16 protein-coding genes and 1 tRNA gene are annotated in these 18051 nt (G+C 66.3%); 3 read left to right on the top strand and 14 right to left on the bottom strand.

The features are described 5' to 3' along the window. Window positions 1–9 precede the first annotated feature (9 nt). The 4 genes from VDP74_RS08820 to ispB form a co-directional block, all read right to left on the bottom strand. On the bottom strand, window positions 10–255 hold the full coding sequence (locus VDP74_RS08820; protein WP_322999267.1) for a hypothetical protein: 246 nt from the start codon (window positions 253–255) through the stop codon (window positions 10–12). Window positions 256–325: 70 nt separating this feature from the next. Continuing rightward, window positions 326–730 carry an SPOR domain-containing protein gene (locus VDP74_RS08815; RefSeq protein WP_322999255.1) on the bottom strand — a complete coding sequence of 135 codons (405 nt, stop codon included), beginning with the start codon at window positions 728–730 and terminating at the stop codon, window positions 326–328. Between the two features lie 226 nt (window positions 731–956). After that, a tRNA-Pro gene (locus VDP74_RS08810) sits at window positions 957–1033 on the bottom strand. Between the two features lie 63 nt (window positions 1034–1096). Continuing rightward, on the bottom strand, window positions 1097–2062 hold the full coding sequence (gene ispB, locus VDP74_RS08805) for an octaprenyl diphosphate synthase (protein WP_322999254.1): 966 nt from the start codon (window positions 2060–2062) through the stop codon (window positions 1097–1099). 108 nt (window positions 2063–2170) lie between these two features. On the opposite strand from ispB, the gene VDP74_RS08800 reads away from it, so the two are divergent. Both VDP74_RS08800 and VDP74_RS08795 read left to right on the top strand, forming a co-directional pair. Next, window positions 2171–3010, top strand: a complete 840-nt coding sequence (locus VDP74_RS08800; RefSeq protein ID WP_322999266.1) for an ATP-binding protein — start codon at window positions 2171–2173, stop codon at window positions 3008–3010. Window positions 3011–3053: 43 nt separating this feature from the next. Then, complete coding sequence (locus VDP74_RS08795; protein WP_322999253.1) at window positions 3054–4055, top strand: Nudix family hydrolase; 1002 nt, start codon at window positions 3054–3056, stop codon at window positions 4053–4055. Window positions 4056–4088: 33 nt separating this feature from the next. Here VDP74_RS08795 and VDP74_RS08790 read toward each other — a convergent pair whose 3' ends face one another. The 7 genes from VDP74_RS08790 to VDP74_RS08760 all read right to left on the bottom strand — a co-directional run bounded on the left by VDP74_RS08790 (window position 4089) and on the right by VDP74_RS08760 (window position 15138). Further along, window positions 4089–5555: an efflux transporter outer membrane subunit gene (locus VDP74_RS08790; RefSeq protein ID WP_322999252.1), complete on the bottom strand. Its 1467-nt coding sequence runs from the start codon at window positions 5553–5555 to the stop codon at window positions 4089–4091. After that, window positions 5548–8652 (bottom strand): efflux RND transporter permease subunit, encoded by a 3105-nt coding sequence (locus tag VDP74_RS08785; protein WP_322999251.1) that lies wholly within the window; start codon window positions 8650–8652, stop codon window positions 5548–5550. Before VDP74_RS08785 ends, VDP74_RS08790 begins: the two co-directional genes overlap by 8 nt. Further along, window positions 8649–11732, bottom strand: coding sequence for a multidrug efflux RND transporter permease subunit (locus VDP74_RS08780; RefSeq protein ID WP_322999250.1), 3084 nt, complete (start codon window positions 11730–11732; stop codon window positions 8649–8651). Before VDP74_RS08780 ends, VDP74_RS08785 begins: the two co-directional genes overlap by 4 nt. Next, window positions 11729–12919: an MdtA/MuxA family multidrug efflux RND transporter periplasmic adaptor subunit gene (locus VDP74_RS08775; RefSeq protein ID WP_322999249.1), complete on the bottom strand. Its 1191-nt coding sequence runs from the start codon at window positions 12917–12919 to the stop codon at window positions 11729–11731. Before VDP74_RS08775 ends, VDP74_RS08780 begins: the two co-directional genes overlap by 4 nt. An 11-nt stretch (window positions 12920–12930) precedes the next feature. Then, a complete protein-coding gene (gene zapD, locus VDP74_RS08770; protein WP_322999248.1) occupies window positions 12931–13683 on the bottom strand; it encodes a cell division protein ZapD in 753 nt (250 codons plus the stop codon). Between the two features lie 12 nt (window positions 13684–13695). Next, the gene (coaE, locus tag VDP74_RS08765; RefSeq protein WP_322999247.1) at window positions 13696–14328 is read right to left on the bottom strand and encodes a dephospho-CoA kinase; all 633 of its coding nucleotides are present in this window, start codon (window positions 14326–14328) and stop codon (window positions 13696–13698) included. A 90-nt stretch (window positions 14329–14418) separates the two neighbouring features. Continuing rightward, window positions 14419–15138, bottom strand: coding sequence for a prepilin peptidase (locus VDP74_RS08760; RefSeq protein ID WP_322999246.1), 720 nt, complete (start codon window positions 15136–15138; stop codon window positions 14419–14421). A gap of 62 nt (window positions 15139–15200) precedes the next feature. On the opposite strand from VDP74_RS08760, the gene VDP74_RS08755 reads away from it, so the two are divergent. Beyond that, window positions 15201–15860, top strand: a complete 660-nt coding sequence (locus tag VDP74_RS08755; RefSeq protein WP_322999245.1) for a hypothetical protein — start codon at window positions 15201–15203, stop codon at window positions 15858–15860. Here VDP74_RS08755 and VDP74_RS08750 read toward each other — a convergent pair. The 3 genes from VDP74_RS08750 to VDP74_RS08740 form a co-directional block, all read right to left on the bottom strand. Further along, window positions 15822–16175 carry a response regulator transcription factor gene (locus tag VDP74_RS08750; RefSeq protein WP_322999244.1) on the bottom strand — a complete coding sequence of 118 codons (354 nt, stop codon included), beginning with the start codon at window positions 16173–16175 and terminating at the stop codon, window positions 15822–15824. The two genes, VDP74_RS08755 and VDP74_RS08750, sit on opposite strands and share 39 nt — an antisense overlap. A gap of 125 nt (window positions 16176–16300) precedes the next feature. Further along, the gene (gene panC / locus VDP74_RS08745; protein ID WP_322999243.1) at window positions 16301–17155 is read right to left on the bottom strand and encodes a pantoate--beta-alanine ligase; all 855 of its coding nucleotides are present in this window, start codon (window positions 17153–17155) and stop codon (window positions 16301–16303) included. A 21-nt stretch (window positions 17156–17176) separates the two neighbouring features. Next, window positions 17177–18046: a ScpA family protein gene (locus VDP74_RS08740; protein ID WP_322999242.1), complete on the bottom strand. Its 870-nt coding sequence runs from the start codon at window positions 18044–18046 to the stop codon at window positions 17177–17179. Window positions 18047–18051 lie beyond the last annotated feature (5 nt).

Raw genomic sequence — 18051 nt, 5'->3', positions numbered from 1 at the left:
CGAAACCGCTTATTCCATGAAATTTAACGATATCGCCATCAAAATATAAAAAAAGATACCTATAGGGCTAGGTCTCACACCCAACCCAAAGGAAATCTCATGGAACAGCATCACACTCAGCAGCCGAAAACCCTCCGCCAGCCCCACCATATGGGCCGGCATGCCATTGCTCTGGGGGCTGCGCACGGGCGTGGTCAGCGGTTTCAGGCCAATGCGTCTGGCGAACTCTCGCGTCTTTGATGCGATGTAGCGCATCGACAGACACGTCGAGTTTGGAAGCGATGGCCTTGCGGTCCCTCGCGTTGAACTCGCCTGTCGCGCCACGCTACAACCTCTGGGCTTTGTATTTGCCAACGGTTTCCCAAGACTTGACGAGCTTGGGCCCCTCTTCCCTGATGTAACGCTCAAGCAAGTCCACCAGCGTCACTGAGCGAGCTGCCGTGTAATCACAGCCCAGCCCTTTGGCTCGGTCCAATTCCAGTTGCTTAAGGAAAGTCTCGGCCTTCTCTAGCGAGTCAAATGTCGCTGTCTGCGCCTTGTATCCCTTGTCCCGTACCCGGACAAAAATCGTGTCTTCCAATTGCTCGACACGAGGCCGAAACTGCTGTGCTCGCAGTTGCGCGTAGTAGTCTTTGGCGCCCTGTTGCTTATCGTAGGGGAAGGTACGGGTGAGGTCGTCGCGGCTTCTGACCGAGACCACATAGTTGCTTCGATTGATGATGCTGGCCATCGCAGGTTTCCTGTGAATTGATGCGGAAACCCGTCTAGCCAGCGGCCTTATATCTAAGGCCCGTCCAAGCTTTAGACCGAACTCACGACTCGCCTGACTGCAGGCCGTTGAGGCGAAGTTCGGAAATTTGGCACAGAACGCCTTTTTCTGAGCCAGAAAGCAAAAAACACGGCTTGCACCGTGTTTTTTAAGCCCTTAATTTACAAGGACTTTTAACAGAATTCAATGGTCGGGGTGACATGATTCGAACATGCGACTCCTACGTCCCGAACGTAGTACTCTACCAGGCTGAGCTACACCCCGACGGGGATGCTTGAAGGACGTCAAATCGGGGAACCCCAGCACCTGCGCCCATCACGGGAATTTTCAACGGTCACGCTCGACCGCGAAAGCACAGAATTTTAGCAGAGTTTCGCGGTAAACGGAATTCGGGAAGGCGGACAAGGCCTGGCGGGCCAGATCGGCTTCGGCCAGGGCGGCCTGGCGGGTGTAGTCCAGCGCGTCGGTGGCGTGGATGGCGCGGGCCACGGCCTCGAAATCGGCGTCGCCGGTTTCGATGGCACTGCGGATCAGGCTGCGCTGTTCGGACGAACCGGTTTCCAGCACGCGGATCAAGGGCAGCGTGGGCTTGCCCTCGCGCAGGTCGTCGCCCACGTTTTTGCCCAGGGCCTGCACGTCGCCGCTGTAGTCCAGCACGTCGTCGATCAGCTGAAATGCCGTGCCCATGTGCCGGCCGTAGGCGGCTGCGGCGGATTCCTGTTCGGGTGTGGCGCCCGAAATGATGGCCCCCACCTGGGCGGCGGCCTCGAACAGTTTCGCGGTCTTGTAGCGCACGACCTGCAGGTAGCGGTCCAAGGACACGTCCGGGTCGTGGACGTTCAGCAGCTGCAGGACCTCGCCCTCGGCGATGATGGTGGTGGCGGCCGACAGCACGGCCATGGCCGCCATCGAATCCGACTCGACCATCATCTCGAAGGACCGCGAATACAGATAGTCGCCCACCAGCACGCTGGCGGCATTGCCGAATACGGCATTGGCGGTATCGCGGCCCCGGCGCATGTCGGATTCGTCGACCACATCGTCGTGCAGCAGCGTGGCGGTATGGATGAATTCGACGACCGCAGCCAGCCGGTGGTGATTGTCGCCCTGGTACCCCAGGGCACCCGCCACCAGCAGCACCATGGCCGGGCGCATGCGCTTGCCCCCTGCGCCGACGATGTAATCGCCGATCGTGCGGATCAGGACGACTTCGGAATCCAGACGGGCACGGATGACGGCATCGACCGCCTGCATGTCGGACACAATGGGGGCGAAGAGTTCGGAGAAATTCAAGGCGGACCCGGATACTGGTGGGCGCGGCGCCGGCCGCAAAGACCCAGATTATACTTTCCGGATCACAATCAGGAGAACTCAGTGGCTGACCCACAACTGCAGGCCATCATGGATCGCGCTCTGGGCGTGCTGGCCCAGATCGAAGCCTGGCTGCCGCCGGCTCCGCCCGCCATCGACTGGACGGCGCGCGCCTACCGCTGGCAGCGACGCGGCGCACGAGGCTGGCTGGATGCCGTGCACCGCATCGCGCCCATCCACCTGGACGACCTGCAGCACGTCGAACGACAAAAGAACACGCTGGAACGCAATACCCTGGCCTTTCTGCAGGGCAAGCCCGCCAACAACGTGCTGATGACCGGCGCGCGCGGCACGGGCAAGAGTTCCCTGGTGCGCGCACTGCTCGATGCCTATGCCGGCCAGGGCCTGCGCCTGATCGAGATCGACAAATCCGACCTGGGCGACCTGGGCCAGATCATCGAACTGATTTCCGATCGCCCGGAACGCTACATCGTCTTTTGCGACGATCTGTCCTTCGAGGAAGGCGAGGCCGGCTACAAGGCCCTGAAATCCGCCCTGGACGGCTCGGTGGCCTCGCCGGGCGACAACCTGCTGATCTACGCCACGTCCAACCGGCGCCACCTGATGCCGGAATACATGCACGAAAACCTGGAAGCCCAGCACCAGCCCGACGGCGAAATCCACCCGGGCGAAACCGTGGAAGAAAAAATCTCGCTGTCGGAACGATTCGGCCTGTGGCTGTCGTTCTACCCCTTTGCGCAGAACGACTACCTGGACATCGTCCACCATTGGCTGGCCTTCCACGGCTGCACGACGGACCAGATCGACGCGTCCCGCCCCGAAGCCCTGCAATGGGCGCTGGAACGCGGCTCGCGTTCGGGTCGGGTCGCCCGGCAATTCGCCCGCGACTGGGCCGCTCGTCATGTCTGACGCGGCTTCCTCGCCCCACCGCAAACTCTGTTCTTGATACGCCATGACTGATCCAAAACCCTATGTTCGCGTGGCCGCCGGCCTGATCTTCGACACCCGGGGCCGCCTGCTGCTGGGCCAACGCCCCGATGGCAAGGCCTGGCCGGGCTGGTGGGAATTCCCTGGCGGCAAGATCGAATCCGGCGAAACCGTGGAACAGGCGCTGGTCCGCGAACTGGAAGAAGAACTCGGCATCCGCGCCACCCGCGTCTACCCCTGGGTGGTGCACGTGCACGAATACCCCAAATCCATCGTCGAGCTGGCGTTCTGCCAGGTCACGGCCTGGGACGGCGAACCGCATGGCCGCGAAAACCAGGCGCTGGACTGGGTAGACCCCTGGGACATCCGCCTAGACGAATCGGAACACCCGATCGCCCCCGGCGGCGGATCATTGCTGCCGGCAGCTGCCCCGCCGCTGCGCTGGCTGCGGCTGCCCACGCGCTACCGCATCAGCAGCATCGGCCATCCCGATCGCACGACGGACTGGCTGGCCCGGCTGCGCCAGGAATTGCTGGGCGGCCTGCAACTGGTGCAGTTCCGCGAACCGGACTGGGCGGGGGATGCCGACAGCCTGCATGCCGCCTTCGAAGCCACACTGGCCCTGTGTCGCCAGCAAGGCGCCCGTTGCCTGATCAACAGCCGCCACCCGCAAGCCTGGTGGCCTCAGGCTGACGGCGTCCAGCTGCGGGCCGACGACGCCGCCCGCATTCTGCAGCAGGACACCCGCCCGCCGGGCTGGCTGGGCGTATCGACGCACAACGAACAGGACCTCGCCATTGCCCGGCAGCTGCAGGCTGAATTCGTGGTGCTGGGCCACGTCCACGCGACCGAAAGCCATCCAGGTTCCGATCCTCTGGGCTGGGATCGATTCCGCGAGCTGGCTGCCACCGCCGGCCGGCCGGTCTTTGCCATCGGCGGACAGGCGCTGGATACCCAGGAAGCCGCACGTCACAACGGCGCCCACGGCATCGCCGCCCTGCGCGGGCAACTGATCGAAACCTGCTGATCCAGGCCCGCCGACGGCCGCAGCCTGCCGGCGTCAGGGCTGACCGGCCCCGGCGGCGGTTGCCGCCCCCGGGGCAGGGGCATTGTCCGATGCCGGCTCGACATAGCCGCCCCCCAGCGCCGCCACCAGCTGAATGGCGGCCGTCAGGCGCTGCGACTGCAGGCTGAGCACATTCTGTTCGGCGCTCAGGGCGCTGGCCTGCGCCTGCACCACGCTCAGGTAATCCACCAGGCCCGCCTGGTACTGGTTCGTCACCTGCCGCAGCGTCTCGCGGGATGCCGCCAGCGCACGGTCCTGGGCTTCCTGTTCGCTGACCAGGGATTGCGACTGCACCAGGGCGTCCTCGACCTCGCGCAGGGCATCCAGCACCGTCTTGCGATACTGCGCCGCCTGGGCATCGTAGGTGGCACGGGCGGATTCCACCGCCGCGCTGCGCGCGCCGCCGTCGAACAGGCTCAGGGCCAGGCTGGGACCCAGCGTCCAGAAACGCGCCGGGGCCATGATCCAGGAGGCGAATTCCCCGGCCCGATAACCACCCTGGGCATTGAGCGTCAGGTCGGGGAACCAGGCCGCCTGCGCCACCCCGATCCGGGCATTGGCCTGCGCCGCGCGGCGCTCGGCCGCTGCCACGTCCGGGCGCTGCTGCAGCAGCGCCGATGGCACCCCCACCGGCACGGCGGGCACGTCCGGCAGGCGCTCGCCCGCCGGCATCTGAAAGCCAGCCGGCACCTGGCCCAGCAGGATCGCCAGCGCATGCACCTGCTGTTCCCGCTGCCAGCCCAGGCGGATGCGCTGTACCCGCGCCTGATCCAGTTGGGCCGAAGCCGCCGCCACATCGGCGGACGAGGCCACGCCGGCCGCGTAGCGGTTGCGGGTCATCTGCAACGCCCGTTCGTATTCGTCCAGTGTGCGGGCCAACAGTGCATCCTGGCGCTGGCTGGCTCGCACGCCGACATAGGTCTGCGCCAGGGTCGACTGCAGGCTCAGGCGCATGGCGGCCAGGTCGGCTGCGCCGGCCTGGGCACCGGCCTGGGCGGCCTCGACGTCGCGGCGCACACGGCCCCACAGATCGATTTCCCAACTGACGCTGCCCGACAGTGAAAAATTGTTGGATGGATTATTGGTGCTGGACAGCCCCTGCCCCGAACGCGTGGCGGAAGACGACACATCCAGCGATGGGAACAGCCCTGCCCGCGCGGATCCCAGGGCGGCCTGCGCCTGGCGGTACTGGGCCTCGGCCTGGGCGATGTCCAGATTGCCAGCGGGCATGCGGGCCATCAGATCGTCCAGCCCCGCATCGCCGAACATCTGCCACCAGTCCGGGGACAAGGCAACATCGCCGGGCTGCGCAGGGCGCCACTGGCCGGCGGGAGCATGGGCATAGGCAGCGCCCAGGTCCTGTGCCGGACGCCGGTAGTCGGGGCCGATGGCGCAGGCGCTCAGCGTCAGCGCCAGCGCCAGCGCCAGGACCACACGGGAATTGTGAAGAAAATCAGGCATGCGGCACCACATTCCGAAGGTGATCGGTCGAACGACGCGCGCCGCGCAGGCGATCCAGGCTGAGATACACCACGGGCGTCGTATACAAGGTCAGGATCTGGCTGACCAGCAAGCCGCCCAGAATCGTCAGGCCCAGCGGCTGGCGCATTTCCACGCCCGCCCCGGTGGCCAGCAGCAGCGGCAGGGCACCCAGCATGGCCGACAGCGTCGTCATCAGGATGGGCCTGAGCCGGGCCAGGCAGGCACGGTAGATGGCCTCGCGCGGGTCCAGGCCTTCGCGACGCTGCGCCTGCAGGGCGAAATCCACCATCATGATGGCATTTTTTTTGACGATGCCGATCAGCAGGAACACGCCGATCAGGGCGATCAGGGTGAATTCCATATTCACCAGGCGCAGGGCCAGCAAGGCGCCGATCCCCGCCGACGGCAGCGTGGACAGGATCGTGATCGGGTGCACCGTGCTTTCGTACAGCATGCCCAGGACCAGATACATCGCCACCAGGGCGGCCACCAGCATCCAGGGCTGCTGGGCGACGGCGTCGCGCATCAGGCCGGAACTCTGGTCCAGCCCGGCTTGCAGTTCCTGGGTCGGCAGGCCGATCCGGGCCACGGCCTGGTCGATGGCGGTCAGCGCCTGGTCCAGCGATACCCCCGGCGCCAGCCCGAACGATATGGAATCCGCTGCCAGCAGGCCGTCATGGTTGACGGACCGGGGCGCCGTGCCTTCCTCGATGCGGGTGAAGGCCGTCAAGGGGATGCGTTCACCCTGCGCATTGACGACCTGCAGGGCCTGCAGGGAATGGACGTCCTGCGCATACTGTGGCTGCACGCCCATGACCACGTGGTACTGGTTCAGCGTGCCGTACAGCACGGCCACCTGGCGCTGGCTGAAGGCGTTGTTCAACACGCCAGCCAGGTCCGCCATCTGCACACCCAGGCGCCGCGCGGCATCGCGGTCCACGACCAGTTCCAGGCGCCGGCCCTTGTCCTCGACATCGTCATCGACGTCCACCAGTTGCGGCAGGCCCGCCAGCACCGTGCGCACCTGCCGCAACCACTGGTTCAGCAAGTTCAGATCGCTGCCCATCAGCTGGTAGGAATAGGACCCCGAGCGAGAGGAATGCCCCACGAAAATGTCCTGCTGCGGCACCAGGAACATGCGGGCGCCCGGCGTATGTTCAAAGCGCGCCCGCAGCCGATTGACGACCTGGATAGCGCTGACCTGGCGCTGGTCCAGGGGCTTCAACTGGATCTGGATGAAGCTGGAATTGCTGCCGCCGCGCCCGCCGGCATATGCCGTGACCGTGTCCACGGCGGGGTCCGATAGCAGGATCTTGCGGAATTGATTCAGGCGCTGCTGGGTTTCGTCGAACGAGGTCCCCGTGTCGACACGAAAGAACCCCATCAGTTGCCCGGTATCCTGCTGCGGGAAAAAGCCCTTGGGCACGCTGATGTACAGGTAGACATTCAACCCGATGGTGGCCAGCAGGAGCAACAGCACGATGCGGGAATGATCCAGCGCCCAGCGCAGGGACACCTGATAGGCGTGCAGACAGGACGTGCCCACCCGCTGAGACAGTCGCGCCAGGGGATTACGCCGCGCTGGCCTGTCGGCCGGCATCACCCGCAGCAGGCGCGAGGCCATCACCGGCGTCAGGGTGACGGAAATCAGCAGTGACACGCCGATAGCCGCTGACAGGGTCACGGCGAATTCCTCGAACAGCCGCCCCACCAGCCCGCCCACCAGCCACAGGGGAATGAAGACCGCGATCAGCGACACGCTCATGGCCAGGACCGTGAAGCCGACTTCGGTGACGCCGCGCAAGGCGGCGCGGGCCGGGAGCATGCCGCGCTCGATGTGGCGCATGATGTTTTCCAGCACCACGATGGCGTCATCCACCACGAAACCGGTGGCCACGATCAGCGCCATCAGGGAAATGCTGTTCAGACTGAAGCCGAACCACCACATCAGGCTGAAGGTGCTGATGAGCGACGCCGGCACGGCGATCGCCGGGATCAGGGCTGCGCGCCAATTGCCCAGAAAGGCAAACACCACCGCCACCACCAGGATCACCGACAGCACCAGCGTCAGCTCGGCTTCGTGCAAAGAGGCACGGATGCTGGGCGTGCGGTCCTGGGCGACGGTCAGGCGGACCTGCTCGGGCAACAGGGCCTGAAAGGCCGGCAGCAGGTCGCGCACCGCATCGACGGTGTCGATGATATTGGCATCGGTCTGGCGGCGGATGATCAGCAGCACGGCCGGCCGGTCGTTGAAATAGCCGACCTGGTTGGTGTCCTCGACCGAATCCCGAACCTGCGCCACGTCGGCCAGGCGCACCGGACGGCCGTCTTTCCAGGCCACGATCAGGGACGCGTAGTCGGCCGCCTTGCGCAGCTGGGCGTTGGATCGGATCTGCCACTGCCGGTCGTCCAGCTGCACCAGCCCGCCCGGGCGCAGGGAATTGACGTCCTGCAGCGCCTGGCGCACCCGATCCAGCGGCACGCCCATGGATTCCAGGGCTCGCGGGTCCAGCAGCACGCGCACGGCCGGCAACGAACTGCCGCCCACCGTCACCTGCCCCACGCCGCCGACCTGCGACAGCTTCTGCGCCAGTACGGTGGAAGCCAGGTCGTACAGCTCGCCCTGCGTGGCCGTATCCGAGGTCAGCGCCAGCGTCATGATGGGCGAGGACGAGGAATCGACCTTGCGGTAGACGGGATTGCCGCGCATGCCCGAAGGCAGCTGGGGTCGCGCCGCATTGATGGCGGCCTGCACGTCGCGCGCCGCATTGTTGATGTCGCGGTCCAGTTCGAACATCAGGGAAATGGTGGTCTGGCCCTCGCTGCTGCGCGAGCTCATGCTGTCCACCCCGGCAATGGCCCCCAGCGACTGTTCCAGCGGCATGGCCACGCTGGTGGCCATGGTTTCCGGACTGGCGCCCGGCAACGACGCCGACACCGAGATCATGGGGAAGTCCACCTGCGGCAAGGGCGCCACGGGCAAGAACCGCAGCGCCAGCGCCCCGGCCAGCACCATGGCCAGGCACAGCAAGGATGTACCCACCGGCCGGCGCAGGAACAGGGCGAAGAATCTCATGACCGATCCGCAGCCGCCCGCCGGTGGGCCAAGCGTTCAAACATCAGATAGATGACCGGCGTGGTGAACAGCGTCAGCAACTGGCTGCACAACAGGCCGCCCACCATGGCCAGGCCCAGCGGCTGGCGCAGCTCTGCGCCCGACCCCGTCGCCAGCATCAGGGGAATGGCGCTGAAGAACGCCGCCAGCGTCGTCATCAGGATCGGGCGAAAGCGCAGCAGCGCTGCCTCGTGGATGGCCGCCTGCGGCCCCAGCCCGCGCTCGCGCTGGGCATCCAGGGCGAAGTCGATCATCAGGATGGCGTTCTTTTTCACGATGCCGATCAGCAAGATGATGCCGATCACGCCGATCATGTCCAGCTCGATCCCCCCAATCCACAGCGCCAGCAAGGCGCCAATCGCGGCCGATGGCAGCGTGGACAGGATCGTGACCGGATGGATCAGGCTTTCGTACAGTACGCCCAGCACGATGTACATGGTGACCACGGCAGCCAGCAGCAGCCACAGGGTGCTGGACAGCGACGCCTGGAACGCCTGCGCCGCCCCCTGGAACTGGATATCCACGGAATCGGGCACGCCCAGCGATGCGCGGACCGATTCGATGGCCTGCACGGCATCGGACAGCGCGGCCTGCGGCGCCAGGTTGAAGGACACTGTCGTCGCCGGGAACTGTCCCAGGCGCTGCACCGCCAGATGCGCGACGCCCGGCACGAAGCGGGCGACGGTCGCCAGCGGCGTCACCCCGCCATCGGCCGTGGGCACGTGGATCTGCGCCAGGGCCTGCGGCCCGCCGTCCGTGAAGGCGGCATCGGCCTCCAGCACCACGCGGTACTGGGCCGACTGGGTGTAGATCGTGGAGATCAGGCGCTGCCCGAAGGCGTCATACAGCGCATCGTCGATGGAAGCCTGCGTCACCCCCAATCGTGCGGCGGCATCCCGATCCACCTGCACCGACAGGGCCAGTCCCCGGTCCTGCAGGTCGCCTGCCACGTCGCGCAGCTGGGGCAGATCCTGCATGGCCTGGACCAGGCGCGGCGCCCAAAGCCCCAGCGCCGCATCGTCGGGGCTGGACACGGTCATCTGGAATTGCGCGCGGCTGACCTGGTCCTCGACCGAGAGTTCCTGCACGGGCTGCAGCCAGACCTGCAGGCCGACGACCGGGTGCAAGGCCTGGTTCAGCCGGTCGATCACGGCATCGGCGCGTTCTCCACGATCGGTCAGCGACTTCAGGGTGATCTGCAGCCGCCCGGTGTTCAGGGTGGTGTTGTCGCCGTCGATGCCGATGAAGGACGTGACTGATGCCACGGCCGGGTCCTGCAGCACCCGGGCCACGGCATCCTGCTGCAGGCGCGACATGACGGCAAACGAGGCTGTCTGCGGCCCCTGCGTGATGGCCTGGATCGCCCCGGTATCCTGCTGCGGGAAAAAGCCTTTAGGGATGCCGGCATACAGCGCGGCCGTGACGGCCAGCGTGCCCACGGCGAACCACAGCGTGGCCCGCTGGTGGGCCAGCACCCAGTGCAGACCCCGGTCATACCAGGCGACCAGGCTGTCCATCATGCGGCCTGCCTGCTGCAGGAAACGACCGTGCTGCTCTTCGGTTTCGGGGCGCAGCATGCGGGCGCACATCATCGGCGTCAAGGTCAGGGAGATCAGCAGGGACAACAGAATCGCCACTGCCAGCGTCACCGCAAATTCCCGGAACAGCCGCCCCACCACGTCGGCCATGAACAGCAGGGGAATCAGCACGGCGATCAGCGATACGGTCAGCGACACCAGGGTAAAGCCGATCTGCCGCGCACCGCGCAGGGCAGCCGTCAGGGCGTTCTCGCCTTCCTCGATGTGGCGGGCGATGTTCTCGATCATGACGATGGCATCGTCCACCACGAACCCGGTGGCGATCGTCAACGCCATCAGGGTCAGGTTATTGATGCTGAAGCCCAGCAGATACATCAGGCCGAAAGTGCCGATCAGCGACAACGGCACCACCACGCCCGGAATCAGCGTAGCCCGCCAGGTGCGCAGGAACACGAAGGTGACGGCCACCACCAGCGCAATGGCCAGCAGCATCTCGATCTGCACGTGTTCAACCGAATCGCGGATGGTGTGCGTGCGATCCGATGCCACCTGCAGGTCCACGCCCGTAGGCAGGGTCTGGCGCAATCCCGGCAGCAGTTCCTCGATCCGGTCGACCACCTGGATGACGTTGGCGCCGGGCTGGCGCTGGATGTTCAGCAACACCGCCGGCGTACGGTCGAACCAGGCCGCCTGGTACAGGTTCTCGGCATCCCGGCGCACCTGGGCGACATCGCCCAGGCGCAGGGGCGCACCGTTCTCGTAGGCCAGAATCAGGCGTTCATATTCGGCCGGGTCCTTCAGCTGATCGTTGACGCTGATGGTCAGCGAGCGCTGCGGGCCGTCCAGGTTGCCCTTGGGCTGATTGACGTTGGCCTGGGTCACGGCGCGGCGCACGTCAGCCAGCGTCAGTTTGTGCGCGGCCAGCGCCTGGGGATCAACCTGGATGCGCACGGCGGGCCGCTGCCCGCCGGTCACGCTGACCAGGCCCACGCCGCCGATCTGCGACAGTTTCTGCGCCACCCGCACTTCGATCAGATCGCGCACCTGATCCAGTGGCAGCGTGGGCGATGTCACCGCCAGGGTCATCACCGGTGCGTCGGCCGGGTTGACCTTGCGGTAGATCGGCGGCGACGGCATGTCCGAGGGCAGCAGGTTCGACGCCGCATTGATGGCGGCCTGCACTTCCTGTTCGGCCACGTCCAGCGACAGCCCCAGGTCGAAGCGCAGAGTGATGCGCGAGGACCCGCCCGAACTGGTGGACAGCATCTGCGACAGCCCCGGCATCTGGCCGAACTGGCGTTCCAGGGGCGAGGTCACCAGGGCCGTCATCACATCCGGCCCCGCGCCCGGGTACAGCGTGGTCACCTGGATGGTGGGGAAGTCCACCTGCGGCAAAGCCGACACCGGCAGTTCCCGATACCCCATGAAGCCGGCCAGCGCCAAGGCCACCATCGCCAGCAGCGTGGCGATAGGCCTCAGGATGAACGGGCGCGAGAGATTCACGAATCGGAGCCTTGCGAGGCGTCCCCCGCCTGCGGCGCCACGACCTCGACCAGGCTGCCCTCACGCAGGCGATCCGTGCCCTCGACCACGATGCGGTCGCCGGCCTGCACGCCCGATTCGACCACGACCTGGTTGCCATCATCCACGCCCGTCACCACCGCGACGACATGAGCCTTGTCCTGGGCATCCACTCGATAGACATATTCGCCCGCCGAACTGCGCTGCACGGCTCGCAAAGGCAGCACCAGTCCTTCTTCCAGCCCCAGGCGCAAGCGCACCTGCACGAACTGGTTGGGAAACAGGGATTCGTCGGCATTGTCGAAACGGGCCTTGAGCTGCACCGTGCCCGTGGCTACGTCGATCTGATTGTCCACCGCGATCAGCCGCCCGGTGGCCAGCACGGGGCCGCCTGCCTGGCCCATCAGCTGCGTCTGCAGATCCGGGCTGGCGCGGCGCGCCTGGAGCAGAGCCGGCAGACGGGTCTGCGCGATGGAGAACAGCACGTCGATGGGCTGATTCTGGGTCAGCACGACCAGGCCGCCCGCATCCGAGGCATGCACCATGTTGCCGACGTCGACCTTGCGCAGGCCCAGGCGGCCGGCCACGGGAGCCGTGATCTGCGTATAGCCGAGCTGCAGCTGGGCGTCCTCCACGGCCGCCTGGTCGATCTTGGCCTGGCCCAGCAGTTCCCGCACCTGCGCGCGGGCCGTATCCAGCTGCTGGCGGGCGACCGAATCCTGCTTGAAGAGTTGTTCGTACCGGGCCAGATCCCGGCGGGCGTTTTCCAGCTGGGCGGCATGCTGCGCCTGCTGGCCCTGGGCCTGCTGCAGCTGGATCTGGAAGGGGCGCGGGTCGATCACGGCCAGCAGATCACCCGCCTGCACCGACTGACCATCGGCGAAATGCAGGGACTGCAGGGGCCCATCGACTCGCGAACGGATCGTCACGGTCGCTGGCGCGGTGACCGTGCCCAGCGCCCGCAAGGTGCGGTCGATCCGGCCGGAGACGACCTCGACGACGGACACCGGAGTGGACTGCCCCGCCCCGCCCCGGAAGCCTCGCCCGCCGGGGGGCTCCGCCCCTTTGGGCCAGAACAGCCAGAGGGCCAGGGCGATGGCCGCGCACGACGCAGCCCAGACCCACAATCGGCGGCGCGGGCCCGCAGGCTGCGTCGAGGATTCGATCATGATGGGAAGTCCTAGATGTTGCAGCGGGCGAGGCGAAAGGCGATGTCGCGATTGGCCGGCTGCGGCTTCACGACATTGTCCTGCGAGGAAAACCGCACCCAGATGACGTATTTGTTGGCGCTGATTTCAGGGAAGACTTCCTGCTGAGAATCTACCCAGACCCGCAGCAGCTGGAAGGTTTTCCCACCCAGCATTTCCTGGTAGGCACCCTGGCTGGCCACCTGGTCGCGGGCGTCGCCCGCGTCGCGCAGCAACTGCAGGATCAAGGCCATGGCGCGATGCAGCGGCATGATGGGTTCGATCCAGCCGCCCAGGTCGCGCACCCGCGCATCGGCGGGCTTGATCTGCCAGGCGTAGTAGGAAGGCAGGTCGATGGGCGAGGATCCGCCCGGCACGGTGATCCGGCCGCGCAGGCTGGCCAGCCATTCGTTATCGCGCAGGCACTGGCCGATGCGCCCCTGGCCCGCCAGAGAACCGGACACGGACTGGATTTCGTCCAGCAGGTTGTCCAGCGTGGGGCGATCGACACCCGGGTGTTCGCGCAAGGCCGACAGGGCCGTGCGATGCCGGTCAAGATCCTGCAGGACCGCCGTGCGCACGTCGGCTCGTTCACAGACGTCCAGCAGGTCGAAGAGCGTGATCATGGCGATCTGGTGATGATGCGCGTCTTCGCCGCGCGCGAAATAGAACAGGCGGTCGAACAGGTACTCTACCCGGAGCAGAGTGCGTACGCGTTCATTACAGGGGTACTCGTACAGAATCACACGCAAAAGACCCTAATCATGAATGGCCGATCCATGGGACGACCGGGACGCCAGTTCGCACCAGGACTGATGGCAGGACCAGGACCGTCGGCGCAGCGCGTCCAGATCGGTGGCGCCATCGTTGACGATGATGTCGTCGGCAACGGCCAAGCGGTCTTCCCGGGAAGCCTGAGCGGACATGATACGCTCAATGGTCTCCGGCGTCAGCCCGCTGCGGCCCTGCACCCGGCGGACCTGCGTGGCCGGATCGCAATCGACGACGCAGATGCGGTCCACGCGATCACGCCAGCGCCCCGATTCGACCAGCAGCGGCACCACGTAGACCCGATACGGCCCCTGCGCCCGATCGGCCTGCGCGCGCACCGCCTGGTCGATCAGCGGATGCAGGATGGCTTCCAGTCGCTGCCGGACATCCGGGTCGGCGAACGCCCGATCGCGCATCCAGCCGCGATCCAGCCGGCCATCCGCCGTGATGGCGGCCGGGCCGAAGGCCTGGCGCAGGGGTTCGATGGCGGCCCCCGCGCTGGTCGTCAATTCGTGGGCGATCCTGTCGGTGTCGATCACGGCTGCCCCCCACTGGGCCAGCCAATCGGCTACCTGGGTCTTGCCGGACCCGATCCCGCCCGTCAGGCCGATCGAAAACATGTGCGCATCTCGCCCATCAGGTGAAAACATGACTTTACCCCAGGGAACGGGCCCGGGAACCGAAGCCCCGACGTGCACGGCACGTGTACGTCACATCCAGCCCAGTCGGATCATCCCGGTCGCGATGGCCTCGGGCCACAGGATCCAGGGGCAGGCCGCCACCGCCAGGTACGGGCCAAAAGGTCGCGCGCCCTGTCGCTGCCCTGGACGGCAGGCCCAATCCAGCAACCCCAGGATGCTGGCCCACCATAGAATCGTCAGCGCGGCGGGCCAGCCCAGCCAGCCCGCCAGCATGGCCAGGCACTTGACGTCCCCACCCCCAAAGCCGTCGCGGCCACGCAGCCGGCGATACAGCCCGGCAAATACCGCCAGGCCCAGCCACACTGCGACAGAGGCGCCCAGCGCATCTGCCAGGCCCAGCGATCCCAGCCACCAGCCTGCTGCCATCAAGGGCAGTGTCAGGGCGTCCGGCAGCAGGCCGCTGTACCCATCCAGCCAGGCCAATACCGCCAGGCCCAATCCCAGCAACAGGGGCGCAAGGCCGGCCCAGCCCTGTTGCGTCAGCAGGCAGGCCGCCAGGCCACCTGCCGCCACGGCGCCCCAGCCGCTGCGCCCCCGCCGAAAAGGTCGACGGTAGGCCCGATGCGCCGCCCGCCACAGTGTGCACATGTCGGGCAAAGCGCCGGCCTGCAGGCGGGCGTCGTATTCTCGCGCCCAGGATGCGAACCCCAGCCCCGCGCCTGCGCACAGGATCGTCACCCCGATCATGGCCAGCCCGGCCCAGCCGCCATCAGCCATCTCGGTGATCATTCCTGCCCAAGCGGGCCGCAAATGCGTAGAATGGCGTTTTCGCCCATCCGACCGATACCGTCATGCCGCGCCCCATTGCCATTTCCCTGACCCGCCTGCTGGGCCCGAGCCTGCTGTTGTTGCTGGGCGCCTGCGCCCAGCAACAAGCACCGGGCTACTACGACACCCCGCGTGAAAACACGACGTCCGATGCCCTGCACCGCGCACAAGGAGACGCCACGACCCAGGCACCGTCCCAGCTGCAGCTGGGCTTTGGTGGCCAGGGTCAGAAATCCACGTCGCCGGCAGCCGGGACGGCCGCAGGCGATAGCCCGGCCCCCAGCGCCAGCACGCAGGCCCTGCCCCAGGAACTGGCCGATACCCGCACCTACCTGGGCACCATCGCCTGCATGGACGGCAGCCAATGCCCGCCCAGCCGCATGACCCTGACCCTGGCCCCCGATGGCCAATGGCGCGCCCGCAATACGCCGGTGAATGGCAGCGGGCCCGCCCGCACCAGCCTGGGCTGCTGGTTTCTGACGGGCACGGACCCGGTGCGCATCGTCCTGCAAACCGGCGAACAGGCCCGGGCCAGCCTGGAATTCAGCACATCCAACGTGCTGCGGGTCACGCGCCTGAACGGCCAGGTGCCGCTGCTGGAATCCCGCCTGACCCGTCAGGCCGACCTGGACCCGATCACGGAACTATCGTCCCAGCCGCCCCAGCATTGCGCCGCACGCTGATCCGGCCTGCGGCACCCGTGCCGGGTGCTGGCGCTGGCGCACGGCGCCATGCTGCGACACCCGGGCCTGTTCGTCGGGGCGGAACAGGTTCCAGCGCGCGTAATGCTGTGTGAGTTCAACTGCATTGCGCACGCCGACCTTCATGAAGATACGCGCCCGATGGGCCTCTATCGTGCGCTGTGACACACCCAGTTCGGCGGCAATGTATTTGTTGGAACGCCCCCGGGTGATGTAGTCCGCGACCTCGCGTTCACGCGTCGTCAGGCGCTGGATGATCGGCTCTCGCGCCTGCGCGCCCCCCGGATTCATACCCATGATTGTCACGGCAGTCCCCATTTTTCGTTTTGATGCGGGGATTCTGTCACGCCCCCAGGCCCCCGGCAGCTGTCAGGCCTGCCAGACGTCCGGGGCAGTGATGTCTCGCCCTGGGGGCGGGCGCTTCAGGCGCCCACCTGGAATTCCAGATTGTCGATCAGTCGCGTGCTGCCCAGGCGGGCAGCCGCCAGCACGACCAGGGGTTCGCCCTGGCGGATCTCGGCCTGACTGGGGGGCAGGAGATCGCGCTGGCGGCGCACTGCCACGTAATCCGGATCCCAATCGCGATCCCGCAGCATCTGCATGGCCCGGGATTCGACGGCGGCGCTGTCGTCCTGGCCACCGATGATCGTGTCGCGCACCTGCTGCAGCAAGCCGTACAACTGAGGCGCCTCGGCGCGCTCCTGGGTCGACAGGAAACGGTTGCGCGAAGACAGCGCCAGGCCGTCGGCATCACGCACGGTTTCGTGCGCCAGGATTTCCACCGGCAACTGGAACTGCCGGCACATGGCCCGCACCACCATCAGCTGCTGGTAGTCCTTTTTACCGAATACCGCCACACGCGGCTGCACGCAGGAAAACAGCTTCAGCACCACGGTGCTGACGCCCATGAAGAAATCCGGGCGGAATTCACCTTCCAGGATCTTTCCCAGGGCGTCGCTGGGCTGGATGCGGAAGTTCTGCGGCTCTGGGTAGAGTTCGCGCTCGTCCGGGGCGAACAGCACATAGACGTCGCGCTCGCCTTCCAGCTTTTCGATGTCTTCCGCCAGCGTGCGCGGATAGCGGTCGAAATCCTCGTTGGGGGCGAACTGCAGGCGATTGACGAAAATACTGGCCACCACCGGGTCGCCATGCTGGCGGGCCAATCGCATCAGCGACAGGTGGGCGGCATGCAGATTGCCCATGGTAGGGACGAAAGCGACGCGCAACTGACCTCGCAGCTGGTCACGCAGGTCTTCGATGGAATGAACGACTTTCAAGGCAAGCTCCGGCGCGGGCCCTCAGGCCGAGCGCGTATAGGACAGTCTGACATACAGCGGCGCGTAGGGCGCCGCCTGAGTGATTTCCAGCAGGGATTCGCGCGCGAGTTCCAGCAAGGCCAGGAAGTGCACGACGATCACGGCGGCGGGTTCCCCCATGCGGATGCGTTCCATGAACAGATCGGTGAATTCCATGAAACGCACGTCCGACAGGCGGCGCAGGATGTGGCTCATGTGATCGCGTACCGAGAGCTGCTCGCGGGTGATGCGGTGGCTGGCGTTCAGGCGCGCCCGCTGCATGATGGCAGCCCAGGCGTCCCGCAGATCGGCCGGGCAGACGGCCGGCAGCACGGTTTCAACGCTGAGATCGGCCTGCGCATGGGCCACCTGGAAATCGCGGCCCACGCGCGGCAGCGCATCCAGGCGCTGCGCCGCGAGCTTCATGCGTTCGTATTCCAGCAGGCGGCGCACGAGCTCGGCCCGGGGATCCTCGACCTCTTCGCCCGTATCCGACTGGCGCACGGGCAGCAGCATGCGCGATTTGATTTCAATCAGCATCGCCGCCATCAGCAGATATTCCCCAGCCAGTTCCAGATTGGTGCGCCGCACCTGTTCGACGTAGCTCAGGTACTGCGCCGTGACTTCCGCCATCGGGATGTCGAGCACGTTGAAATTCTGCTTGCGGATCAGGTAGAGCAGCAGGTCCAGCGGGCCTTCGAAGGCTTCCAGGAAGACTTCCAGCGCATCGGGCGGGATGTACAGATCCTGGGGAATGGCGAACAAAGGCTCGCCGTACAGCCGCGCGAGCGCCACGTGGTCAACCACGTCGGGCGTGCTGTCCACAGCCGGCGCCATCAAGGCATCCAGCCCGGTGGCGGGTTCTGGCGGCATGGCGG

The organism is Castellaniella sp. (assembly GCF_034674885.1).
Classification (GTDB): domain Bacteria; phylum Pseudomonadota; class Gammaproteobacteria; order Burkholderiales; family Burkholderiaceae_B; genus Castellaniella.
This window is presented reverse-complemented; position numbering and strand designations above follow the sequence as displayed.